Consider the following 22,366-nt stretch of genomic DNA (forward strand, 5'->3'; position numbering starts at 1 on the left):
TCGCATGACCGGGAAGCCGACCCAATGGCCGGCTTCGCGGTTGGACAGTTTGCAAAGAAGCTGGCTCAACAGCGCTGACTCAAGGGAGCTGAGATGGCCGATGTCGTCGTCGAGCAAGGTCGCGTCGTCCGTGCAAGGGGCGCGCGGAAGGGATCAAGCCTGCGCAACGCGCTCGGGCGGAAATCGACGGTGGCGTTCTTCCTGACGCTGCCGCTGATCCTTCTGATCGCCCTGCTCGTGCTCTACCCCGCCTTCTACTCGGTTTACCTCGCGACGCTGAACAAGGCGATGACCAAGTTCGTCGGCCTCAGCAACTTCACCTTCCTGTTCAAGCGCGAGACGTTCTGGATGGTGGTGCGGCAGTCCTGCATCTTCGCCATCACCGCGGTGGTCTTCAAGGCACTGATCGGTTTCATCGTCGCGCATTTCGTCCACAACATTCCGGGCAAGAAGCAGCGCAAATGGCGCGGCATGCTGCTGGTCCCCTGGGTGATTCCGCCCGCGATGAGCACACTGGCCTGGCTGTGGCTGTTCGATCCCTCCTACAGCGCCTTCAACTACACGCTGTCCTTCTTCGGCGTCGGCCCGATCCCCTGGCTCGGGGACACCTTCTGGGCGCGCTTCTCCGTCATCCTGGTCAACGTCTGGTACGGCGCGCCGTTCTTCCTCATCATGTATCTGGCGGCGCTGAAATCCGTGCCTGATCAGTTGTACGAGGCCGCGGAGATCGACGGCGCCAATTGGTGGCAGAAGATCTGGCACATCACCTTGCCGATGATGCGCAACATCATCGCCATCACCACCCTGTTCTCGCTGATCGTCACCTTCGCCAATTTCGACATCGTGCGCATCCTGACGTCGGGCGGCCCGCTGGATACGACGCATCTGTTCGCCACCTGGGCGTTCCAGGTCGGCATCCAGAGCAGCGACATTCCGCTCGGCGCCTGCGTCTCGCTGTTCATGGTGCCGATCCTGGCGGTCGCTGCGATCTTCATCCTGCGTGATGTCAACAAACGCGGAAACGAAGCCTGATGAGCACTCTCGCAATCGACAAGGCCGGACCGTCCCGCAAGGTCAAATACGGCAGCATGAGCCGCGACCGCGTCTGGGCGCTGCGCTGGTCCTATTTCTTCCTGGTGCTGTTCGCCATCTTCTTCCTGACGCCGCCGGTCTATATGCTGATCACCTCGCTCAAGAGCAGCGCGGAGATCTCGGCGGCGACCAACCCGTGGTGGGTGTTTCACCCGACGCTATCGAACTATGTCGAGCTGTTGAGCTCGAACCAGTTTCTGCGCTTCTTCTGGAATTCGTCGATAATTTCGATCATCGTGGTGATCGTGACCATGATGATCAGCATTCCCGCGGCCTTCGCGCTGGCCCGGATGAAGTTCTGGGGCTCGGCGACGCTGGCCACCGGCGTCTTCCTCACCTACCTGATTCCGGACAGCCTTTTGTTCATCCCCTTGTTCAAGGTGCTCGGGGGCGTCCAGGAGTTGACCGGCATCACGCTGCTCAACAGATGGTACGTGCTGGTGTTCATCTATCCGACGCTGACCGTGCCGTTCTGCACCTGGATCATGATCGGCTATTTCGCCTCGATCCCGAAGGAGCTGGATGAGGCGGCCCTCATCGATGGCGCCTCCTGGCTGCAGACGCTGACGCGGATCTTCATTCCCGTCGCGCTGCCCGGCCTGATCGCCGCCACCATCTTCGCCTTCACGGTGTCCTGGGCGCAGTTCCTCTATCCCCTGGTGTTCACGACGTCGGTGGATCAACTGGTGCTGCCGGTTGGCATCACCACCACGCTGATCAAGGGCGACGTGTTCAACTGGGGACAGATCATGACCGGCGCGCTGCTCGGCGCTGCGCCGCCGCTGGTCATCTATGCCTTCCTGATGGACTACTACATTGCCGGCCTGACCGCCGGCGCGACAAAGGGTTGATGTCTCATGGCTGACGTTGCTTTGCGGAAGGTAGTTAAGCGTTACGACGATGTCGAAGCCGTGCGCGGCATCGATCTCGATATCGCCGACCATGAGTTCATCGTGCTGGTCGGGCCTTCCGGCTGCGGCAAGTCGACGACGCTGCGGATGATCGCAGGCCTCGAGGACATCAGCGACGGCGACATTATGATCGACGGCGACGTCGTCAACGACGTGCCGCCGAAAGACCGCGACATCGCGATGGTGTTCCAGAATTACGCGCTCTATCCGCACATGACGGTCGCCGAGAACATGTCGTTCGGGCTGCGCCTGAAGCACTACCCCAAGGCCGAGATCAAGGCGCGGGTGACGGAAGCCGCCCGCCTCCTCGACATCACCGACCTGATCGACCGCAAGCCGAAGCAGCTCTCCGGCGGCCAGCGCCAGCGCGTCGCGATGGGCCGGGCCATCGTGCGCAACCCGAAAGTCTTCCTGTTCGACGAGCCGCTGTCCAATCTCGATGCCAAGCTGCGCGTGCAGATGCGGATCGAGATCAAGAAGGTGCACCAAAAGGTGCGCACCACCACGGTCTACGTCACCCACGACCAGGTCGAGGCGATGACCTTGGCCGACCGTGTGGTTGTGATGAACAAGGGCAAGATCGAGCAGATCGGCACCCCGAACGAGCTCTACCACAAGCCGGCCACGCGCTTCGTCGCCGGCTTCATCGGCTCGCCCGCCATGAACTTCATCCCGTGCCGGCTCGAGGACGCCGGCGGCACGCTCCAGATCCGGCTCACCGACCGCATCGCGTTCGCGCTGCCGCCGGCCCGCGCGGCGCGCTACAACGCGCTGCCGCGCACCGACAAGCTGCTGCTCGGCCTCCGGCCCGAGCATCTCACCGAGTCGCATGCGCATCTGGGGCCGGGCGTCGAGAGCTTCGACACCGTGCTCGACGTCACCGAGCCGATGGGAATGGAGACCCTGGTCTATTTCGGGCTCGATGGCACGCCGATCTGCGGCCGCGTCGATCCCAACGCCGGCGCCAAGGACGGGGCACCCATGCGTTTGGCGATGGACCTCAATAACATGCACCTGCTAAACGAGGCGACCGGCGTCGTGTTGTGACGCCGGTCCAAGAAACTCGCGCAGGCAGGGGACGATGGCGACCAACAAGAAGAAGATTTTCGTTACACAAACTTTGTCGCAAGGGGCACGCGCCCTCCTCACCCAGCGGGACGATATCGAGCTCGTCGAGTTTGCGAACCTGATCTCAGCCAGGGATTTCGAGGCCTTGCTGAAGAGCCATGCGCCAGTCCATGGCGTGGCGCTCGGCGCCACCGCCTTCGGCGAGACCGAGCTCGAGGCGTCCAAGGACATGAAGGTCGTGACCCGCATCGGTGTCGGTTACGACGCCGTCGACGTGCCCGCCCTCTCCCGCCGCAAGGTGCCGCTGATGGTCGCGGGCAGCGCCAACTCGCCCTCGGTCGCCGAGCAGGCGCTCTTCATGATGCTGACGCTGGCCAAGCGCGCGAACGAGTTGCACGCCTGCGTCAAGGACGGCAAATGGGCCGACCGGCTCGGCATGCTGCCGTTCGATCTCTACGGCAAGACCGTGCTGATCATCGGCTTCGGCCGTATCGGCAGCCGTACCGCCAAGCGGTGCCTGGCGATGGAAATGACCGTGCAGGTCTACGATCCCTACAAGCCCGCCGCCGAGATCAAGGCTGCCGGCTGCGAGCCCGTCGCTGACCTCGACGCCGCGCTGCCTCACGTCGATTTCGTCACCATCCACTGCCCGAAGACGCCGGAAACGGTCGGCCTGTTCGATGCGGCGCGAATCCGCCGGATGAAGCCGAAATCCTATCTCATCAACACCGCGCGCGGCGGCATCGTGAAGGAAGCCGCGCTGTACGACGCCCTGGTCTCCGGCAAGCTCGCCGGCGCCGGCATCGACGTGTTCGAGGTGGAGCCGCCGCCGGTCAGCAACGCGCTGTTCGCGCTGCCCAACGTCATCATCGCCCCGCACGTCGCCGGCGTCACGGTGGAGGCGGTGAGCCGCATGAGCGAGCAGACCGCGCGCAATATCCTGAGCGTGCTGGACGGCGATCCCATCCGGCAGAACATCATCAATCAGGACGTGCTGGGCTGAACAAGCCGAAGGCGGGCGGATTAATCTACCCGCCTTCGGAAGGCCAGAATGCGTCCCATTTTGGTGCAGATCGAGCCCCAACTCAGCCTTAATCAAGCGCGCGTAATGGTGACGGAAGCGCGGCGGCAGCGGGACAGGACTAGCCGGCCGCGCCGAGCTGGAGGATCAACCCTTGTCAGAGATCGACCCGACCGACCACGCGCTGGCGACCATCGCCAGCATCCTGGAGCACCCCGAGCCCGTCCTCGTCATTCGCAAGACCGAGACGGAGATCGTGGTTGCCGGAGAGCGCGAGCACGTGGACCCCGACGAGCATCAGGTCGTCGATGAGTATTCGGCTGTCGACGAGCATCCGTCGGTCGACGAGCATCAGCCAGTCGACGAGCATCCAATGGTCGAAGAGCAGCCGCTGGTGCCGGAGCACACCGACGCCGACGGCTATAGCAAGGTCGGCCCCGGCCCGATGGTCGCGATCCGGCTGAAATGGACGGTCCATCGCGGCGATGACGGCCAGTATTACGTCCACGAGACCATCGGCGAACAGTCCACGCCCGTGGTCAGCGGCCCCATGACGAGCGAGGCCGCGGTGCATTTCGTCGACGTCCAGGAGGACGAGGCGAACAGGCGCTTCGAGCAGTTGCGCAGCGAGATCGCCGGCCGCAGCTCGCTCGCTGATTACGAGCGCAAGGGCGAAGCCTAGCGCTCCGGCCGCAGGTCTCCGTACACCTCTCCCGAAGGGAGAGGCGTACGCCGAGCCTCGGCAACTACTTCCTTCCCAGATAATCCTTCTTCACGAGCTCGACGCCTGCATGCCGCAGCAGGTCGTAGGCGGTCGTGACGTGAAAGAAGAACTGCGGGACACTGAACGTCAGTAGCAGCGCTCGCCCGGTGAAGGGCAGCTCGGTCCCGTTCTTCAGCCTGAAGAAGACATTCCGTTCCGCCGCGGCATCGATCTCCGCGCGCGGCAGGCTTTCGATGAACTCGATCGAGGTTGCGATCCGCGCCTGAAGCCCGGCCATGTCGTGCTCCAGCGCCGGCAGCGCGACCGGCTCGAGCTCCGCCAGCAAGGCCGGGGCGACCACCGCATGCCGGCAGGCCTCGCCGACCTGCTGCGCCAGATCGTACATGTTCGGGGCCAGCCGCATACCGAGCAGAACGGCCGGATTGAACTTGCGGGCCTCCGCATAGGCCACGCCCTTGTCGAGCAGTCCCGACAGGTTGCGTAAATTCGGCACGAAGAGGCCGACAGAGGCCTCGTACATCGAGATCGTCACGTCGAGATTCCTTTCAATTCCGCCTCGCCAGGAGCGCGCATCTGGTCTAAATCCACGCCTTAACGAGCGACACAATGACAGCTCGCGCAGGGGTGGAAAAGAGATGATGGCTGTTCGAATCTTGGCGGCTGCGGCCGTGGCGTTGCTGGCAAACCTTTCAGCTCACGCGCAGCAGGCGCCCTCACGCCTCGACGAGATCGTCAAGCGCGGCACCTTGCGTGTCGGCATGACCGGCGACTACAAGCCCTTCACCTATCTGGACAAGGCGACGCAGCAGTTCAGCGGTTTCGATGCCGACATGGCTGAGGCACTCGGCAAGGCCCTCGGGGTCAAGGTCGAGTTCGTGCCGACGGCCTGGCCGAAGCTGATGAAGGACTTCGAGGCCGACCAGTTCGACGTCGCCATGGGCGGCGTGTCGGTCACGTTCGACCGGCAAAAGAAGGGCTTCTTCTCGACGCCGATCATGCGCGAGGGCAAGACGCCGATCACGCGCTGCGCCGACGTCGGCAAGTACCAGTCGCTTCCCGACATCGACAAGAAGGGCACCCGGGTGATCGTCAATCCCGGCGGCACCAACGAGCGCTTTGCGCGTGCCAACATCAAGGACGCCGAGATCACCGTCTTCTCCGACAATACCGTGATCTTCGACGAGATCGCCAAGGGCAACGCCGATCTGATGATGACGGACGCCTCCGAGACGCGCTACCAGCAGAAGCAGCACGCCGGCGTGCTCTGCGCGGTGCATCCCGAAAAACCGTTCGACTTCTCCGAGAAGGCCTATTGGCTCCAGCGCGACATGGCGCTGAAGGCCTTCGTCGACCAATGGCTGCATATCTCGATGGAAGACGGCAGCTACAAGAAGATCTATGCAGCGTGGTTCGACTAGCAATGCGGCGGGAATTGACAATCGCAATCGCGCTCGGGATCGGCGGTGTCCACGGTGCGGTCGCGAAGACGGAGTTCACGCCCGCGACAGGGCCGGCCTGTAAGGACGAGTCGACAAATGAACTCGGCCTGTGGACCTGCCCGGGTCCGGCCGGTTACGTGGTGAGCTTTGCCGACGAAGGCAACATCGTATCAGTCACGATTGCGCCTCGGAGCGCGATCGAGAAGGTGCCCGGGCCGACCGCGCAATGGCGCGGCGCCGGCAAGTCGTTCGGCGAAAAGGTGCAATGGATCATGCGAGCCGGCGTGCCAAGGGCCGCGGTGATCCGCACCTGGCGACAGGTCGGCGAGGATGAGAAGGAGCTCCAGGAGCTCTCCGTGTTCGCGATCAGCGGCACAAAGGCCTGCCTCGTCGGTTCGGTCGATGTTCATACCGATAAGGCGAACGACGCAGCGCTTGCCCGCGCCCACCAGGCCGCCAATGCGGGCTGTCCGCGGAAGTAGACGCGGCGCGCTGAATTTTCGCCGGTCGGGCGCGCCACATTGGCGCGGGGCCGCCCTGCCCAACTCCGGGCAGAGTTCGGCGTTATTGAACCAAGATCGGCGCGCGCACGACTCATACCGAGGACAGTGATCTAGATCACTTTTGAAGATCGAACCGGGGCGTAAGCGTGTCCGGGGACTATCTGCTTAGGAGATGGAAATGAGGAAGCTGTTGGCCACGGCCGCATTCCTGTTGGCGAGCACAGCTGCTCAAGCCCAGTACACTTTCGAATATGGCGGGCGCACCATCCGCATCGATCCGGACCGCGGCACGGTGCAGATTCCCGGCGTGTACGACAACACCGGCCAGGCCAAGGCCAAGAAGGCCAAGAAGAACGAGCAGGCGCCGCAGCAGGCCACGGTCGATCCACAGGCACCAGCCGCTCCAGCTCCCGCTCCCGCCGCGCCGCCCGCAGCCGTGCAGGCGCCCGCGGCTGCGGCCGTGGCGCCGCCTCCTGCGCCACCACCGCCGGCGCCACCGCCGACCACGACCGCCACCAACGCGCCGGCTGATACGGCCGTGCTGCCGCCGCCTGCGCCACCTCCGGCCCCTGCGCCCGCTGAGCAGCAGGCAGCACCCGCCGTGGAGTCACCGCCCGCTCCGACCGTCGCTACTGCGCCATCGGCGCCGCCTCCGCCGCCCGCTCCGGCGCCTGCCGCCGCTCCCGTCCAGGCGGCCGCAGCCACGCCGGCTCCGGCAGCCGCGGCCACACGCGATCTCAGCTCGCCGCTCGGCGTCTGGCTCACCGAGGAAAAGGAAGGCAAGGTCCGCATCGAGCAATGCGGCAGCAATCTCTGCGGCTATTCGGTCGATGGCAAATCGAACCAGAATGGCGAGCAGGTTCTGATCAACATGAAGCCCGGCAAGGACCAGAAATGGTCCGGCCGCATCCTCGATCCGAACTCCGGCTCGACCTACGATTCCACGATCGCGATGAAGGGCACCGACCGCCTGCGCGTTCAGGGCTGCGCCTTCGGCGGTATGTTCTGCGGCGGCCAGACCTGGACGCGCGTGAACTGAGCGGCGCTGATTGCACGTGAGCCAACATGGCGCAGCCAGGCTGACGCTTTTTCGCTCCACAACCTGCAATCGATGATCCGACTGCCGGGATAGTCATCGCTATCCCCGCCGGGGCCTCGTGCGTACGACCGCTCGATTCAAATGCCCCCATTGTGAACCATTTCATACTTCGCCCGCCTTCGTTGCTTCTAGTCTGGATTGATAGCCAGACTATTTGCGACCTGATTACCGCGCGGTCGGCGCCGTTTCGCCGAGATCGAGTAGACCGAAAAGAGTTGTTTCCCGACCTCCTTTCGGCGCCTTCAGTTGCGTAAGCGAGCGAGGTTGTTATGGAGGAACTCCGTGCGACGCCATCGCTGGTCTCAGGTGACTGGGACCCCGGCTTGTTGACGTCGGAGGAGAGCATACGACGCCATGTGATCGGCGCGCTCCGTAGTCGGCAGACAAGCTTGACGACCGCGCTGCAGCCTCTGGTCGACGAGCAAGCGCGGATGCTCGTTTCGGAGTTTGGTTTCGACGCTCAGACCGTCGCTAAAATCCTGCAGTCGCAAAACACCATGCTGAGCGTATTGTCGGATCGATATGACGCGCTCGATGAAGCCGCACATTACAGCGAGCTTCCCTTCGTCGAACTGGCGAACGATGGCCGCATCGTCTATTCGAACGCCGCATTCGACAAGCTCATTCCCGGCAGGCGCGGCGCGGCTTTCTCCGGGTTGTTCGGATCCCGTGCAGCCGATGTGTGCATGGCCCTCCGGGCAAATCACAACACGAGCTTGCGCGCAGACATCCAGACCGACGAAGCGGTTCGTCAGGTCAGAGTCGAGATCGGCCCGCTGCGCGACGAAGACGGAAAGCCGGGCAATTACGCACTCCTGCTCGACCAGAGCGCTGAACAGAGCCGCCTCGACGCCTTGCAGGATGGCGTGCTCCGCACCGACCTGACAGGCAAGATCCGGTTCGCGAACGAGCGCGCGGTGCAGGTTCTCGGCTTCTCGGAGCCAGAACTCAAGGAGATGTCGCTCTCCCTCGTATTCGGACCCGAGGACGAGGGAACGACGAACCCGTCCGCCGAATGGATCACCAAGCAGACAGGCTTCTCGAGCTTCGTCAGGCTCCGCCCGAAAGACGGTCGTTCTGTTCTGGCAAGGGTTACCGGAACGCCCTACATGGAAGCACCGAACAGCTCGGCCGGGTTATTGGTGCTGTTCGCTCCTCTTGCCGAAGATCGCGCCCGTCGCGAACTCAAGACAATTCTAGCCGAGCACGATGATCCGCAAGAGATCATCGAGGCAACGCTCCAGGTCATCGGCAAGGTCATCCCATTCGAAATGAGCACGTTCGGGGTCTACAACGATCTCAGCGATTATTGGCGAGCGGTCACTGTCTTTCCAAGACCCCGCTGGGAGTGGAGCACGCGTTGGTTCAAGGTGCCGCCCGGCGTGATCGATTGGCTCGAGCAGGGCAAGACGTGGGACAACAATTTGGCCGCGTTCGTCGAGCGCCTCAATCCGGAGGAAATGGACAACCCGGTGAGCAAGGCCATCATCGCCGACGAATTCGAGTCGATGATCGTATTGCCGATCCGCAAAGCCGGAGGCCGGTTTGGAAGTTCGCTGGCTCTGCTGTCCCGCAAGCACAAATACACCGCCTCGGATCTGCGCACGCTGCAAAATCTCGGCGTCGAGGAGATATTGCAGGCCGCAGACGCCGCCATGGAACATGCCCAGGCACGCGCCTTGCGCAAACTCAAGGACGATTTGAACAAGGCAGCGAGCGCACGCGCCATTGCTGAACTGCTGGCCACAGGCACCACGAAATGCCTGGGCTGGGAGTATGTCGGCGTGTTCCGGGTCGATCGCCGGCGCAGCAAATTCGTGCTGGTCGCCGAGCACGTCAAGAACGACCGAAACCTGCTCGTGAAAGCGCCTGACCGCAAGGCCGAATACACCCAGGAGCTGTCCAGCGGCATGCTCGGCAGCTGCCTGGCTGAGCGGGACATTCTGGTTGTTCCTGACATCAGCGATACCGAGCACAACTACGGCTTCATCAAAACCGCACCCGATCAGCGATCCGCCATGACAGTTCCTCTGTTCGTGAATGGCAAGATCGAACTGATTCTGGACATGGAATCTTCGGAGCTCAACGCGTTCCGTGGACCTGATCGGGACGCGGCGAGCGGCCTCGCCGCCGACTGCGAACAGATCTTTGCGGCTCGCTGGCACGAAGCGATCGAGCACGCGCTCATGGATAGAATCGAGCAGGCGGCCGTCATCGTGGACGCCGTTGGAACGATCTGCCACATGAATGGTGCAGCGGAGAACATCTTCGGCCAGGCGCGTGACAAGAAGCTCTCGTCATTTGGCGTCCGGAACGAAGATTCCATGCAACTGTCGGAATGCGGGATCCAGCACCGTCTTCATATCCACCTGACGATCGGCGACGCACCGCGCACCGAGCTGACGACTCTCGCAAATCGCGAGCCGTTGAATGACGACTATGGTCATCAACTCTGGCTGTTCACCAGCCTTGCCGACCAAAGCCGGGAGAGCGACTGGGGCTATCTGGAGGAGACTGTCACGGCCGTTGCGCGCGAGACCCGCGCCCCACTGTTGATGGCCGATGGCTTGCTGCGCGGCGCCAAATCGCTCCTGAGCAAACCAGAGCTCATGAGAAATTGCGCCGACCTGCTCGAGCAGGCCGCCAACCACCTGCTGAGGGCCGACCTGACTTTCGAACGTCTGTCCGAGCGTCTGACCGTTCAGCAGACGCCGCAGGAGGTGCCCGAGCTATTAGACGTAGTGGACGTACTCTATCACGAGGTCGAGGGCCTCCCCGTCGAAGACCGTGACGCGATCCACTTCATCGACGAGATTGCGACACGTCGTCCTCTGTGGGTCAAGGGGTGGACGAAGAGGTTGAGCTTTGCGTTTCGCTCCGCCCTCAGCTCGCTCTTGCTGTTGCGCATCACGCCGAACGACAGATTGACCGTCACGATCGTGGAACAGCCGCCGCATCACCTCTCGGTGTCCATGCGCCTGCCTGCCACGAGCGTCGACACCCTGGCGCCGTCGGCGGCGGACCCGATCGAGCAGAGCCAGCACCGGGCACGGCAGATGGCCAGCATCGCGATCGAGGCGATACGCAAGGCTGCCGAGCAGCACGACGGCACTCTGGTCGAGTTGGACGGCGCAGGACTCGAATTCAACCTGCCATTGTGTGCGCAGGAGGCACCGGTATGACAGCAAAGATTGCCATAGCCACCGCCGAACCAAGCATGTTCGAAACCCTACGCGGACATCTGCTCGCGGCAGGAGTGGCCCTGGATGACTTGTACGACAAACCTCTGATGACCCCGGACCAGACCAGCGAATGGCTCATCGCGAATGAGACTGAATTGCTCGTGCTCGACGCCCGGCTGCCGACTGACCCCAGCGCCATATGCGACACACGCACGACTCTCGGCGCGAAGCACGTCCTCAACACCGTCGTTTTGGCCCAGGACCCCCACACCTCCGTCCTGGTCATCGCACCCTCGTTCGGGGCCTGCGCGGACCTGGAGGAAGAGTGCAGAGCAGCAGGCAATGCGCTAATCCTGCCGATGGACGCGCTGCAGCTGCACCGGCATCGGATCTTGCGCCCGTTCATTGCGATCCTTACCGGGCATCCCGACGAGACGGATGCGATTCCGGGCGCCTTCCGCGTGGTCGAGATCGAAATCCATAGCGCCAAGGTGGAGTGCCGGCTCGGAACGGGTGAAGACGGCTCTCCGATGCTTCGCTGGAACACCATCAGCGATCTCGATGACCTCAAATCTGCAGCTCAAACCTACGCGCGCGATGAGATGCCGCTGAACAATTGGCTCGGCCAAACGCGGGACATCGGGACCCGCTTGTTCAAGAGCTTCGTCGTAAAAGCGATCGGCGAACATCTGTTCTCGCAGATCGAGAAGTCCGCGGGCGGGCTGGTGGGACTGTCGTTCCGGTTCGTCATCAGCGATGCCGGCTTTTATTCGGTGCCCTTCGAGGCGAGTGTACGTTATCTCTCGGAGGAAAATGGGCCATTCGTGCTGCTTTATGCGCCGATCGTCCGGCGCATTCCATCCTTTGTCCGCGGAAGGGCCAGTGAGCGCGCGCGGATCAAACCGGGCGCAAAATTGATGTTCGTTCGTTCTCAGATCGGTGAACATCCCGATTTGCAGCTCGACAGCGCGATCTGCGCCGGCAAGAAATTCGACAAGCTTGGTAATATCGACACCGAACTGGAGCATGTGAAACAGCTGGGTGCCGCGGGCTGTTTCGATTTGAAGATCGTCAACTTGTCGGATGCCCCTCCGGGCGAGGCCGCCCCCTACCTGCTGAAGCAGCTCGACGCGTTTCGGCCGACCATTCTCCACTACGCCGGTCACGCCTGGAGCGACGGCCAGCAAACCGCGACCCTCGTCCTTCCCGGACTGCAGCCGGAGCAAGCGGTCGGCTTGAAGCTCGACAGGGTGGCGGCCTCCGACGGCCTTTCAGCGACGACGCTGGTCTACCTCTCGGCCTGCCGTGGCATCTCGAAGGGCTGCGTTCAGCAACTGGTAATGAACGGAATTCCCTACGCCCTGGGCTTCCGATGGAATGTCGAGGACGAACGCGCGCCGCAGTTCGCGAGGGAATTCTATGACGAGCTCCACAAGACGCGATCCGTTTGCGTCGCGTTCCGGAAGGCGTGCCGCGCATCGTGGGAAAGCCTGAACTACGACGAAGAGAGCCCGATCTGGCTCTCGCCGATCTTGCTGGCGCAGTCGACCGATTGGGCAGCACGCTGCCAGTGAGCAGCCAGTGAGCTGCTTGGAGTGGAAGGATGTCATGACAGTCTGGGCCACACTCAAGAACGTCGTGGAGCACTGGGCGAGCCGCGAGTTGCGGCGCCCATACGTCGGTTACGTCGCGTCGAGCGATGGCAATGCGATGACAGCGGGACAGACCTTCCTGCCTGAAGCGAGCTACTTCGGTGTGCGTATGGTCGAAATGGGCTTGCAAGAAGGCGGCAAGTTCTTCAGCTCGTTCCTTCCGCTCGGCGTCGTGCTCACCGAGTTCAGCTTCGGCGACGGGCGTCTGCGCCGACCCACGATCCTGAGCAATGACGAGATCGCCGCTCAGCTGAAGGCGGCCGGTGCCGCCCCGGGTTACGTCGACTTCAAGAATATCTATGCCGTCAGGCGCGCGCCCATGAAGCAGGACAATTTGTCTCTGTTCGTCGGGCTGTTCCGCCTTCCGTTTCACGACGTCGCGCAACAGGTCCTGCAATTGGCCGCCGACCTGACCACACAGACCGGGCTCGCGCCGGGTGTTTCCGACGGGTTGCGTGTGGCTGAAAAGATCTACGACCGGGTCTCCGGCTTGTTCGGACTCAACATCGTCACGCCCTTGTTCTCGTATGCCGACGGGAATGCGCTCGGCCGCAGCGGCTATCTCCTGGTTGCCGGCTCCGATCTCGACGAGGCGGTTGCCAAGCGGCTGGTGGTGACCGACGACAGATTGCTGCTGGACGGCCAGCGCGTGTCCGGATTGGACTATTGCCTTCTGGCCATAGAGTTCACGGCCAGCCTGCTGCCTGAGGGGCCTGATACGATCAACCCTCTCACCCAGCTCGGATTTCACCGACACTGGCAGGGTGTTGCAAGTAGCGTCATGAAGCGGGAACTGGAGCATGCGGACGAACAGATGCTGACCCTGCGCTCCGAGGTGATCACTTCGCCTGAGCTCGCCGAAAACGATCGGCTCGTGGCCATCGGCGCCTACCAGACCAGCTACGACAAGCTCGTGGAGCGCGTGACGCCGAAAAATGCTCACCGCGGCTGGGAAGAGGCGCTCCTGGCCGACCCCAACGACAAGACGATCGCCAAACCGGCCGTGACAGAGCTCCTGAAGGGCATGCAAATCCGCCTGCTCACCGGCATCAAGGACGCCCCTGATGATCCGGACAAGCTTTTTGCGTCCGAGGCGTTCGCATTGCGAAAGACTGTCGGCAAGACACCGCTGGTCGATACAAGCTCCGCCGTCTCGCTGGCGCGCGTCATCAATCGCACCGCGAAAGCAAGGTGATGGCACGAACGCCTGCTTTCACGGCTCCGCCTAGCTGACCGGACAGCGCTCCGACACGATCGCGTCGGCACCGTTCGATCGCATGCGTGACACCCCTCACATCGGCCCGTCCCGTCTCGTGACACGATTTCCCTCAGGTTCAGCCAATGGGGCGTGTCATGCGACTTCTTTGCAAGGGTATCTTTGCCGCGATCTCGGCCATCGCCCTGCTCTGCGGACAGGCAAATGCAGCATCGACCAGCTTCGACGGCGCCTGGAACGTGCGGATCTCGTCCTCGAGCGAGACCTGCGGCAACGGCGCCACCGTCGCGATCGGTATCAACAATGGGCAGATCGCATCGACCAGCGCCGCGGTGACGGCATCGGGCCGTGTGGCGGACGCCGGCAGCATCAGCGTCACCTTGAGCGCCGGCATCAAGCGCGCCGTCGGCTTCGGCCGGCTCAGCGGCACCTCGGGCTCCGGCACCTGGCGCGGTGCGCTCTGCACGGGCACCTGGACGGCGGAACGGATGTAGGGCTTGTGTCCCGGACAAACAGCAGCGCGAAGCGTTGCTGCGCCGAGCCGGGACCCAGCTTCCTTGCTCGTTCGGCAGTTCTGGGTCCCGGATCGGCGACGCATCGCCTTCGGGCGATGCGTCTTGTCCGGGACTCGAATGCCTCAGCCCAGCGCCGCGCCGTACTCCGCGTCGGTCACCGGCTCCAGCCAGGTCGAGTAGACGCCGTCGAGCGCTTCCTGCATGGCGATGTGGCACATGCCGTTGGTCGGCGAAGCCCCATGCCAGTGCAGCTCACCCGGCGGAATCCAGACGGTGTCGCCGGGGCGGATTTCCCTGACCGGACCGCCCTTGGTCTGGACGCGGCCGACGCCGGAAATGACGTAGAGCGTCTGCCCGAGCGGATGGTGATGCCAGTTGGTGCGCGCCCCCGGCTCGAACGCGACGCGCGAGCAGTTCAGCCGTGCCGGCGCGGGCGCCATGATCACGGGGTCCTGCCAAACGGTGCCGGTGAAGTTTTCCTTGGGCGCGCGGCGGGTCGGCCGCGTGCCGGCTACAGTGATCTCCATGGGATGACCTCGCTTCTTTCCCGATTACTTCTTGCTGGCCGCGTAGCGCGCCTTGGTTTCGGCGTTCATGGGATAGAGGCCCGGCAGCACCGCGCCATTGTTCACCTCGTTGACGATCCAGGCCTCCATCCGCTCCTGCTCGACGCCCTTGTTGAGTACGTGCTCGAGCATCGCCTGCGGGATCAGCACGCAGCCGTCCTGGTCGGCGACCACGATGTCGTTCGGAAAAACCGCAACCCCGCCGCAGCCGATCGGCTCGCCCCAGCCGACGAAGGTGAGGCCGGCAACGGAGGGCGGCGCGGCATAGCCGTCGCACCACACCGGAAGGTTGGTGCCGAGCACGCCCTCGACGTCACGCACGACGCCGTCGGTGACGAGCGCGGTGACGCCGCGCTTCATCATGCGGGCGCAGAGAATGTCGCCGAAGATGCCGGCATCGGTGATGCCCATGGCATCGACCACGGCGATGCAACCCTCGGGCATCGCCTCGATCGCGGTGCGGGTCGAGATCGGCGAGGACCAGGATTCCGGGGTCGCCAGATCCTCGCGCGCCGGCACGAAGCGCAGCGTGAAGGCCGGCCCCACCAGACGCGGCAGGCCGGGGCGCAGCGGCCGCGCGCCCCGCATCCACACATTGCGCAGGCCCTTTTTCAGCAGGACCGTGGTGATGGTGGCAGTGGTGATGCCGGCGAGGATCTTGCGGGCTTCGGGGGACAGCGACATGGAAACAGACGAGCTCCGGATGGGCGGGAAAGAACGGGCGCATCTTGCGAGCCGGGCGCTTTGCGTCAAGGGCCAAGAGGCTATCAATAATGCAGGGCCGGTGGGCTGTTATGCGACGCGATAACAAAGCCTTATCGTGGCCTCCTGCATTAATTTATTGGACTTGCGGGCGCATTTACGCGAAGCAGGTGTGAGGCGGAACTTCGAGCCCGCTCCTGCAAAAGCCCGATTTCGACAGCTCTTCGACAGCTCAATGGCCGCGACGCTCCCCCCGCCCCGCCTTCTGCCCAGTGGCGACAGCGCCGTCACGGTCGAGTTCAGCCGCACCATCGACGACGATGCCAACCAGCGCGTGCTGGCGCTGGACAAGGCGCTCGCAGCAAGCCCCATCGACGGCATCACCGAGACGGTGCCGACCTATCGCTCGCTGCTGGTGCATTACGATCCCGGCAGGATCGGTTTCGACGCGCTCGGCGACAAGCTGCTGCCGATCGCCATCCAGCCGCCGCCGCCGGTGACCAAGGCGCGGCGCTGGCGCATTCCCGTCGCCTATGGCGGCGAGCATGGCATCGACCTCGAGGATGTCGCCAAGGCGCTGAGCACCACGCCCGACGACATCGTCGCCCGGCATGCGGGCGGCGACTACAAGGTTGCCATGATCGGCTTCACGCCGGGCTGGTCCTATCTCAGCGGCCTCGACAAATCCCTGCACATGTCGCGGCGGCAGAATCCGCGGCTGCTGACGCCCGCCGGCACGATCTCGATCGGCGGCGTCCAGGCCGGGATCCAGTGCCTCGCCGCCCCGAGCGGCTGGCATCTGCTCGGCCGCACGCCTGTCAGAACCTATCAGCTCCACCGCGATCCAACCTTCCTCACCGAACCCGGTGACCGCGTGACGTTCTTCTCCATCGATCACAAGACCTTCGAAGAGCTGGACCGCGCTGCGGAAGCCGGCGAGATCGTCGCCGAGCAGGTGGACGCATGAGTCGGCTCGTCGTCGCCAGCATCGGCCCGGCAAGCTCCGTGCAGGACGGCGGACGCCACGGCGCACAGCGCTATGGTCTGACGGTCAGCGGCGCCATGGACCGCCTGTCGCTGGCTGCGGCGAACACGCTGGTCGGCAACGAGCCGTTCGCGGCCACTGTAGAGATCGGCCCGTTCGGCGCCGCCTTCACCGCGCGCGATGGCACCGTGCGCGTGGCGATTTCAGGCGCGCCGCGCAATGCGGACGTCGCCGGGAACCCGGTCGCGATGGACACATCGGTGACACTGAAGGACGGCGAGACGCTGACGCTGGGCTTTGCCCGCGGCGGCGCGTTTACGTATCTCGCCATCGAAGGCGCCATCAAAGGCGAGATGGTGTTCGGCAGTCTTGCGGTGAATGCCCGCGCCGGCCTCGGCAGCCCCTACCCGCGCCCGCTCCAGGCCGGCGATGAATTCAGTGTCGATGCCGCGAGCGGCGCGGCGGAGCTGCGCATCGAGCTGCCGAAGCCTGCGACAGGTCCGATCCGCGTCGTGCTGGGTCCGCAGGACGACGAGTTCGACGACGCCAACAAAGCGCTGTTCCTGGACAGCGAGTGGAAAATCTCGGCCACGTCAGACCGCATGGGCTACCGCCTCGAGGGCCCGGCCATCAAGCATCTGCACGGCCACAACATCGTCTCCGACGGCACCGTCAACGGCAGCATCCAGGTGCCCGGCAACGGCTCGCCGATCGCGCTGATGATGGACCGCGGCACCTCCGGCGGCTATCCGAAGATCGCAACCGTGATCACGGCCGATGTCGGCCGCCTCGCCCAGACCTCGGCGGGAACCGCGTTCCGCTTCAGGGCGGTCGGCATGACCGAGGCGCAGGACGAGGCTAAGAAGTTCGCGCAACTGATCCGCAACCTGCCCGATCGCCTGCGCTCTGCCGACAGCGTCGCGCTCAACATCGAGGCGCTCAGCGATGCCAACGTCGCGGGCTATGCTGTGAGCGCCATGGATGCCGGAACCTGGCAGGTGACGGCGGAGCCATAAACGACACGACGACCAGAGGCGGAGAGCAACCCATGAAGACGATCGATCTCAATTGCGACCTCGGCGAAGGTTTTGGCGCGTGGGAGATGGGCAACGACCCCGCGATGATCGAGCTGGCAAGCTCGGTCAACGTCGCCTGCGGCTTCCATGCCGGCGACCCCGACATCATGCGCCGGACGGTCGAATTGGCGAAGGCGCGCGGCGTTTCGGTCGGCGCCCATCCCGGATATCGCGACCTGCACGGTTTTGGCCGCCATCCGATCGCGGGCCTGAAGGCGTCCGAGATCGAGAACCTCGTCGCCTACCAGATCGGCGCATTGCAGGCGATTGCGACCGCGGCCGGCCACAAGGTCACGCATGTGAAGGCCCATGGCGCGCTCTCCAATGTCGCCTGCGAGGACGACATGACCGCCAAGGCGATCGCCGCCGGCATCCGGGCGGTCGACCCCAGCCTGATCTTCGTCGTGCTCGCCAATTCGAAGCTGGTGAAGGCCGGCGAAGCGGCCAACCTGCCGATGGTGCACGAGGTGTTCGCCGACCGCGCCTATGAGGACGACGGCAACCTCGTCTCGCGAAAGAAGCCGGGCGCGGTGCTGCACGACGCCAAGGCCATCGCCGACCGCGTGGTGCGCATGGTGCAGGACGGCGCGGTGGTTTCGGTGACGGGCAAGGTGATCAAGATGCGCACGGACACGGTGTGCATCCACGGCGACACGCACGGCGCCGTCGAGATCGCGCGGACCTTGCGTCAGGCGTTGAAGGATGCGGGGATCGAAGTGGCGCCGTTCAAGCGCGGGGCGTGAGTGGCGTCATTCCGGGATGATGCGAAGCATCAGACCCGGAATGACGAGGTTCTCAGGTGCGCAATTGCGCACCTGAGTTCGGCTCGCCGCCCCGGACCGACACCTTAAAACGGATGCACCGACAACGTGCCGAACACGATCGCCGCGATCACGGCAAATGCGCTGTAGAGCGCGAAATGATGCATGCTCGCCCCGGTCCGCCGCGAGAGCGAGCGCGCATAGAAATGCAGCCTGGCTTCCGCCGATAGTTCGCGCATGGTCGATCTCCAAGGCTCCATTTGCGGGATTATGAGGGATCAACCTGGGCGGGAGGCAAGATGCCGGAGGAAAAAGCGATGCGCCTCCTTTGAGGAGGCCGCGTCGCAGATGTAAATTCTCTCCAGGCTCAAGTTCCGAGAATCTTATTCGTTCAAATCCGAGCCAGTTGGAACCGGCTCGGATGACGGTAGAGTGACGCTTTAGTACACGTCGGCCTGGAAGCGGCCGGTCTTCTTGAGCTCGGCGACGAAACTGACGGCTTCGTCGGTCGAACGCGCGCCGAACTGGGCGACGATGTCGACCAGCGCGCGCTCGACATCCTTGGCCATGCGCTTGGCATCGCCGCAGATGTAGAGATGCGCGCCTTCGGCGAGCCAGGTCCACACCTCGCGGCCGACCTCGCGCATGCGGTCCTGCACATAAAACTTCTTCTCGCCGTCGCGCGACCAGGCCAGCGACATGCGCGTCAGCAGGCCCGAGGTCTTCATCGCATTGAGCTCCTCCTGGTAGAAGAAGTCGCAATCGCTGCGCTGATGGCCGAAGAACAGCCAGTTCTTGCCGGGCGCGCCGGTGGCCTTGCGATCGAGCAGGAAAGCGCGGAACGGCGCGATGCCGGTGCCGGGACCGATCATGATCACGGGCGTCTTCGGGTCCTGCGGCAGGCCGAAACCGTGCGCCTTCTGCACATAGACCTTGAGATTCTCGCCTTCGCCGATGCGCTCACCGAGGAAGGTCGAGGCGACACCGAGGCGCTTGCGCTTGCCGACGACGTAGCGCACGGAATCGACGGTCAGCGAGAGTTTTCCGGGCGTCGCATTGTGCGAGGACGAGATCGAATAGAGCCGCGGCTGGAGCGGCTCCAGCGCTTCGACGAAGGCCTCCGGATGCGGCCGCGTGCCGGAAAACTTCTGCAGCGCCGCCATGACGTCGAGCGTGGCGGCATCGCCATCGGGATCCTCGCCCTGCGCCAGCGCCCGCGCCTTCTCGCGCTGCGCGCCGCCGGTGATGAAGGAGATCAGCTCGAACAGCGTGTCGGGTGCCGGCGACAGCGAGACGTCGTCGATCAGCACCTCGCGCAACGTCTTGCCGTTGACTTTGGTGGTGTGGGAGGCGCCGAGCAGCGCGATGATCTGGTCGACGAGGCCGACCTCATTGCGCGCAAACACGCCAAAACTGTCGCCGACGACGTAGTCGAGCTTGCTCTCGGAGAGATCGAACTCGACGTGATAGGTCTCCTTCTCGGACTTGCCCTTGTTGAGAAGACGGCGCGACAGGAAAGTCGCGGCAACCGGATTGTCGCGCGAGCGGCCCGGCTCTGCGATCGTCACGGTCACGGCCGGCGCGGCCACCGCGTCCGTCTTGTCAGACGCCTTGGCCGCCGGAGCCTTGTCCAGATCCTCGTACAGCGACTTCAGCATCCGCGCGGTTTCCTTGCCGCCGGGAACGCAGAGGTTGAGCCGGGCTTCGCTGCGGCCCGCGATCGCTTCCGAATAGTCGTGGCAATTGTAGCCGCACTGGCCGCAATCCTGCTGCGCCATCGCCGCCATCATCTTGCGGCGCACGGGACGGCCCTCAGCGAGCTTCATCCGGTCGGCAATCGGCATGGTCTGGTCGTGCCACGGCGCTTCGCCGTCGTCACCGTCACCGGCTGCGCCTTGCATGACGGCGACGCCCTGCTCCGCCGACAGCGGCGCGGCGACATCCGGCGACAGCAACCCGGCAAAGAAGCCGTTCAGCCAGGAGCGCTGCGCATCGGAGAACGGCGCGCTGGCGGGAATGATATCGAGTTTCGGCGGAGGCGTGATCTGGTTCATGCGGACACCTGTGCATCGGCAAGCTTGCGCAGCGTCTCGCCGTCGTGGCGGCGCGCAAAGGACAGGAAGGTTTCGTCAGGCGACGAGCGATGGGCGATATAGGCCTTGAGCAGTCCTTCGACCGTCTTCGGCGCGTCCTCGGCCTTGAGGTCGTGATAGACCTCCTGCCCGACATCGGCGTCGGGGCCGAACCCGCCACCAGTGAAGAGGTGATAGCCCTCGACCGTGTCGTCCTCGTTCACCGGCACGCGCGCACCGATCAGGCCGATGTCGCTGATGTAATGCTGTGCGCAGGAATGGTGGCAGCCGGTGACGTGGATGTTGACCGGCTTGTCCATGGCGACGCGCGGCTCGCACCAATCACCGATCTCGGCCGCGCTGCGCTTGGTGTTGGACGCCGCGAAACGGCAGCCGGCATTGCCGGTGCAGGCGATCAGGCCGGCACGGATGTGCGAGACCTCGACCGCGAGCCCGATCTGCTTGATCGCGGCAACGGCGAGCGCGACATTCTCGTCGCGCACGCCCGAGATCAAAAGGTTCTGCCAGACCGTCAGGCGGATCTCGCCGTCGCCGAGGTCGCGCGAGACCTTGGCAAGACCGCGCATCTGATCGCAGCTGAGCTTGCCGAGCGACAGCGAGACGCCGATCCAGTTGAGGCCGTCCTGTTTCTGCTTGTGCACGCCGACATGCGCCATGCGGTCCGCTGCAGGCCGAGGCGCGAACGCCTCTTCCGGCACGCGCGTGAACGGCGTCTTCAGCCGTTCCTCGACGAGCTTGAGAAAGCCGTCATGACCCATGGCGTCGAGCACGTATTTCAGCCGCGCCTTGTTGCGGTTGGTGCGGTCGCCATGGTCGATGAATACGCGCACGATGGCGTCGGCGACGGCCGTCGCCTGCTCCGGCTTGACGATGATGCCGGAATATTTCGCAAAGTCCTTGTGGCCGGTGATGCCGCCGAGGCCGAGGCGGAACCAGATTCCGGGCTCGACGCCGAAGCCGTCCTTCACCTCAAAGGCCGTGAAGGCGATGTCGTTGGTCTCCTCGAGCACCGCGATCCTGCCGGCACCGTCGAAGGCCACGTTGAACTTGCGCGGCAGGCCGTACAGCGAGCGATCGTTGAGGATGTGGTAGTGCCACTCGCGCGCATAGGGCCGCGTGTCGATGATTTCCTGCGGATCGACGCCCGCGGTCGGCGTGCCCGTGACGTTGCGGATGTTGTCGGCGCCGGAACCGCGCGAGCACAGGCCGAGGTCCTGGATACCCTCGATCAGCTTCACGGCATTCTTCGGCGGAATCTCGCGAAGCTGAAGATTGGCGCGTGTCGTGACGTGACTGTAGGGACCGCAGAGCTCGTCGGCGAGATCGGCAAGGCCCGACATCTGCCAATGCTTCATGATGCCGTTCGGAATCCGCAGGCGGCTCATGTAGGAGTCCTGCGTCGGCGCGACATAGAAGATGCCGTAATAGCGCCAGCGGAAATTGTCCGCCGGGCTCGGCGGCGTGTTGTCGAGCGCTTGCTGGCGAAGCCGCGGATAGGCATCGAAGGGATGCTCGTCGCGCTTGAACTTCTCCTGGTCGGCGAGCTTCTTGCCCGACGCGATCACCTTGTCCTGCGCCTTGATGTGCACGGCATCGGGACCGACAGGCTCGGCGTTCGCCTTGCCGGCGCTGCCTCCACCGCCGAAACCACGACCGACCCGGCTGATTTGCAGACCGGTCGTAAAACCTTCGAGATAGCGTTTCTGCTCGTCGGTAAAGTCGACTGCGAGCGTATCGATTTTCATGGTCGGTAACGAAGCT

Annotated in this window: 21 protein-coding genes; 15 read left to right on the top strand and 6 right to left on the bottom strand. The window is 64.0% G+C overall.

Annotated features, from left to right (window positions below):
• Nucleotides 1-93: 93 nt before the first annotated feature.
• The 5 genes from RAD04_RS24645 to RAD04_RS24665 all read left to right on the top strand — a co-directional run bounded on the left by RAD04_RS24645 (nucleotide 94) and on the right by RAD04_RS24665 (nucleotide 4,774).
• On the top strand, nucleotides 94-1,032 hold the full coding sequence (locus RAD04_RS24645) for a carbohydrate ABC transporter permease (protein WP_104464616.1): 939 nt from the start codon (nucleotides 94-96) through the stop codon (nucleotides 1,030-1,032).
• Nucleotides 1,032-1,943 carry a carbohydrate ABC transporter permease gene (locus tag RAD04_RS24650; protein ID WP_091963585.1) on the top strand — a complete coding sequence of 304 codons (912 nt, stop codon included), beginning with the start codon at nucleotides 1,032-1,034 and terminating at the stop codon, nucleotides 1,941-1,943. The genes RAD04_RS24645 and RAD04_RS24650 overlap by 1 nt, the downstream gene beginning before the upstream one ends.
• Nucleotides 1,944-1,949: 6 nt before the next feature.
• Nucleotides 1,950-3,050 (top strand): ABC transporter ATP-binding protein, encoded by a 1,101-nt coding sequence (locus tag RAD04_RS24655; protein WP_028144588.1) that lies wholly within the window; start codon nucleotides 1,950-1,952, stop codon nucleotides 3,048-3,050.
• 34 nt (nucleotides 3,051-3,084) lie between these two features.
• Nucleotides 3,085-4,074 (top strand): hydroxyacid dehydrogenase, encoded by a 990-nt coding sequence (locus RAD04_RS24660; RefSeq protein WP_461625845.1) that lies wholly within the window; start codon nucleotides 3,085-3,087, stop codon nucleotides 4,072-4,074.
• Between the two features lie 172 nt (nucleotides 4,075-4,246).
• Complete coding sequence (locus RAD04_RS24665; protein ID WP_461625846.1) at nucleotides 4,247-4,774, top strand: hypothetical protein; 528 nt, start codon at nucleotides 4,247-4,249, stop codon at nucleotides 4,772-4,774.
• Nucleotides 4,775-4,838: 64 nt separating this feature from the next.
• On the opposite strand, the gene RAD04_RS24670 is transcribed toward RAD04_RS24665, so the two are convergent.
• Nucleotides 4,839-5,336, bottom strand: coding sequence for a DUF1993 domain-containing protein (locus RAD04_RS24670; protein WP_461625949.1), 498 nt, complete (start codon nucleotides 5,334-5,336; stop codon nucleotides 4,839-4,841).
• A gap of 118 nt (nucleotides 5,337-5,454) precedes the next feature.
• Between RAD04_RS24670 and RAD04_RS24675 the strand changes: the two genes are divergently transcribed.
• The 7 genes from RAD04_RS24675 (at nucleotide 5,455) to RAD04_RS24705 (ending at nucleotide 14,401) form a co-directional block, all read left to right on the top strand.
• Entirely contained in the window at nucleotides 5,455-6,234 is a 780-nt protein-coding gene (locus RAD04_RS24675) for a transporter substrate-binding domain-containing protein (RefSeq protein ID WP_461625950.1), read from the top strand.
• Nucleotides 6,235-6,248: 14 nt separating this feature from the next.
• Entirely contained in the window at nucleotides 6,249-6,737 is a 489-nt protein-coding gene (locus RAD04_RS24680) for a hypothetical protein (RefSeq protein WP_461625847.1), read from the top strand.
• A gap of 199 nt (nucleotides 6,738-6,936) precedes the next feature.
• Nucleotides 6,937-7,797, top strand: a complete 861-nt coding sequence (locus RAD04_RS24685; RefSeq protein WP_461625848.1) for a DUF2147 domain-containing protein — start codon at nucleotides 6,937-6,939, stop codon at nucleotides 7,795-7,797.
• A gap of 449 nt (nucleotides 7,798-8,246) precedes the next feature.
• Entirely contained in the window at nucleotides 8,247-11,039 is a 2,793-nt protein-coding gene (locus RAD04_RS24690; RefSeq protein ID WP_461625849.1) for a PAS domain-containing protein, read from the top strand.
• Nucleotides 11,036-12,613: a CHAT domain-containing protein gene (locus tag RAD04_RS24695; protein ID WP_461625850.1), complete on the top strand. Its 1,578-nt coding sequence runs from the start codon at nucleotides 11,036-11,038 to the stop codon at nucleotides 12,611-12,613. The genes RAD04_RS24690 and RAD04_RS24695 overlap by 4 nt, the downstream gene beginning before the upstream one ends.
• A 34-nt stretch (nucleotides 12,614-12,647) precedes the next feature.
• Nucleotides 12,648-13,886, top strand: coding sequence for a hypothetical protein (locus RAD04_RS24700; protein ID WP_461625851.1), 1,239 nt, complete (start codon nucleotides 12,648-12,650; stop codon nucleotides 13,884-13,886).
• Between the two features lie 158 nt (nucleotides 13,887-14,044).
• Nucleotides 14,045-14,401 (top strand): hypothetical protein, encoded by a 357-nt coding sequence (locus tag RAD04_RS24705; protein WP_461625852.1) that lies wholly within the window; start codon nucleotides 14,045-14,047, stop codon nucleotides 14,399-14,401.
• Between the two features lie 143 nt (nucleotides 14,402-14,544).
• Here RAD04_RS24705 and RAD04_RS24710 read toward each other — a convergent pair whose 3' ends face one another.
• Entirely contained in the window at nucleotides 14,545-14,949 is a 405-nt protein-coding gene (locus RAD04_RS24710; protein WP_028144578.1) for a (R)-mandelonitrile lyase, read from the bottom strand.
• Between the two features lie 24 nt (nucleotides 14,950-14,973).
• Complete coding sequence (locus tag RAD04_RS24715; protein WP_461625853.1) at nucleotides 14,974-15,672, bottom strand: ribonuclease activity regulator RraA; 699 nt, start codon at nucleotides 15,670-15,672, stop codon at nucleotides 14,974-14,976.
• A gap of 253 nt (nucleotides 15,673-15,925) precedes the next feature.
• Between RAD04_RS24715 and pxpB the strand changes: the two genes are divergently transcribed.
• The 3 genes from pxpB to RAD04_RS24730 are packed head-to-tail and all read left to right on the top strand — an operon-like array spanning nucleotide 15,926 to nucleotide 18,494.
• Complete coding sequence (gene pxpB, locus RAD04_RS24720) at nucleotides 15,926-16,657, top strand: 5-oxoprolinase subunit PxpB (RefSeq protein ID WP_461625854.1); 732 nt, start codon at nucleotides 15,926-15,928, stop codon at nucleotides 16,655-16,657.
• Complete coding sequence (locus tag RAD04_RS24725) at nucleotides 16,654-17,691, top strand: 5-oxoprolinase subunit C family protein (protein WP_461625855.1); 1,038 nt, start codon at nucleotides 16,654-16,656, stop codon at nucleotides 17,689-17,691. The genes pxpB and RAD04_RS24725 overlap by 4 nt, the downstream gene beginning before the upstream one ends.
• Nucleotides 17,692-17,723: 32 nt before the next feature.
• A complete protein-coding gene (locus tag RAD04_RS24730) occupies nucleotides 17,724-18,494 on the top strand; it encodes a LamB/YcsF family protein (protein ID WP_018317990.1) in 771 nt (256 codons plus the stop codon).
• Nucleotides 18,495-18,598: 104 nt separating this feature from the next.
• Here RAD04_RS24730 and RAD04_RS24735 read toward each other — a convergent pair whose 3' ends face one another.
• The 3 genes from RAD04_RS24735 to RAD04_RS24745 form a co-directional block, all read right to left on the bottom strand.
• The gene (locus RAD04_RS24735; RefSeq protein WP_173015837.1) at nucleotides 18,599-18,751 is read right to left on the bottom strand and encodes a hypothetical protein; all 153 of its coding nucleotides are present in this window, start codon (nucleotides 18,749-18,751) and stop codon (nucleotides 18,599-18,601) included.
• A 201-nt stretch (nucleotides 18,752-18,952) separates the two neighbouring features.
• Complete coding sequence (locus tag RAD04_RS24740) at nucleotides 18,953-20,566, bottom strand: sulfite reductase subunit alpha (RefSeq protein WP_461625856.1); 1,614 nt, start codon at nucleotides 20,564-20,566, stop codon at nucleotides 18,953-18,955.
• Nucleotides 20,563-22,350 (bottom strand): NirA family protein, encoded by a 1,788-nt coding sequence (locus tag RAD04_RS24745; RefSeq protein ID WP_461625857.1) that lies wholly within the window; start codon nucleotides 22,348-22,350, stop codon nucleotides 20,563-20,565. The genes RAD04_RS24740 and RAD04_RS24745 overlap by 4 nt, the downstream gene beginning before the upstream one ends.
• Nucleotides 22,351-22,366 lie beyond the last annotated feature (16 nt).

The organism is Bradyrhizobium sp. 25ACV, assembly GCF_054863005.1.

Excerpts from the sequence above, each read along its gene's own strand:
- RAD04_RS24715 (WP_461625853.1), bottom strand. The coding sequence starts at position 15,672 with ATGTCGCTGTCCCCCGAAGCCCGCAAGATCCTCGCCGGCATCACCACT.
- RAD04_RS24735 (WP_173015837.1), bottom strand. The coding sequence starts at position 18,751 with ATGCGCGAACTATCGGCGGAAGCCAGGCTGCATTTCTATGCGCGCTCG.
- RAD04_RS24745 (WP_461625857.1), bottom strand. The coding sequence starts at position 22,350 with ATGAAAATCGATACGCTCGCAGTCGACTTTACCGACGAGCAGAAACGC.
- RAD04_RS24705 (WP_461625852.1), top strand. The coding sequence starts at position 14,045 with ATGCGACTTCTTTGCAAGGGTATCTTTGCCGCGATCTCGGCCATCGCC.
- RAD04_RS24730 (WP_018317990.1), top strand. The coding sequence starts at position 17,724 with ATGAAGACGATCGATCTCAATTGCGACCTCGGCGAAGGTTTTGGCGCG.
- RAD04_RS24655 (WP_028144588.1), top strand. The coding sequence starts at position 1,950 with ATGGCTGACGTTGCTTTGCGGAAGGTAGTTAAGCGTTACGACGATGTC.
- RAD04_RS24700 (WP_461625851.1), top strand. The coding sequence starts at position 12,648 with ATGACAGTCTGGGCCACACTCAAGAACGTCGTGGAGCACTGGGCGAGC.
- RAD04_RS24645 (WP_104464616.1), top strand. The coding sequence starts at position 94 with ATGGCCGATGTCGTCGTCGAGCAAGGTCGCGTCGTCCGTGCAAGGGGC.
- RAD04_RS24695 (WP_461625850.1), top strand. The coding sequence starts at position 11,036 with ATGACAGCAAAGATTGCCATAGCCACCGCCGAACCAAGCATGTTCGAA.
- RAD04_RS24725 (WP_461625855.1), top strand. The coding sequence starts at position 16,654 with ATGAGTCGGCTCGTCGTCGCCAGCATCGGCCCGGCAAGCTCCGTGCAG.
- RAD04_RS24740 (WP_461625856.1), bottom strand. The coding sequence starts at position 20,566 with ATGAACCAGATCACGCCTCCGCCGAAACTCGATATCATTCCCGCCAGC.
- RAD04_RS24650 (WP_091963585.1), top strand. The coding sequence starts at position 1,032 with ATGAGCACTCTCGCAATCGACAAGGCCGGACCGTCCCGCAAGGTCAAA.
- pxpB (WP_461625854.1), top strand. The coding sequence starts at position 15,926 with ATGGCCGCGACGCTCCCCCCGCCCCGCCTTCTGCCCAGTGGCGACAGC.
- RAD04_RS24685 (WP_461625848.1), top strand. The coding sequence starts at position 6,937 with ATGAGGAAGCTGTTGGCCACGGCCGCATTCCTGTTGGCGAGCACAGCT.
- RAD04_RS24710 (WP_028144578.1), bottom strand. The coding sequence starts at position 14,949 with ATGGAGATCACTGTAGCCGGCACGCGGCCGACCCGCCGCGCGCCCAAG.
- RAD04_RS24660 (WP_461625845.1), top strand. The coding sequence starts at position 3,085 with ATGGCGACCAACAAGAAGAAGATTTTCGTTACACAAACTTTGTCGCAA.
- RAD04_RS24670 (WP_461625949.1), bottom strand. The coding sequence starts at position 5,336 with ATGTACGAGGCCTCTGTCGGCCTCTTCGTGCCGAATTTACGCAACCTG.
- RAD04_RS24675 (WP_461625950.1), top strand. The coding sequence starts at position 5,455 with ATGGCTGTTCGAATCTTGGCGGCTGCGGCCGTGGCGTTGCTGGCAAAC.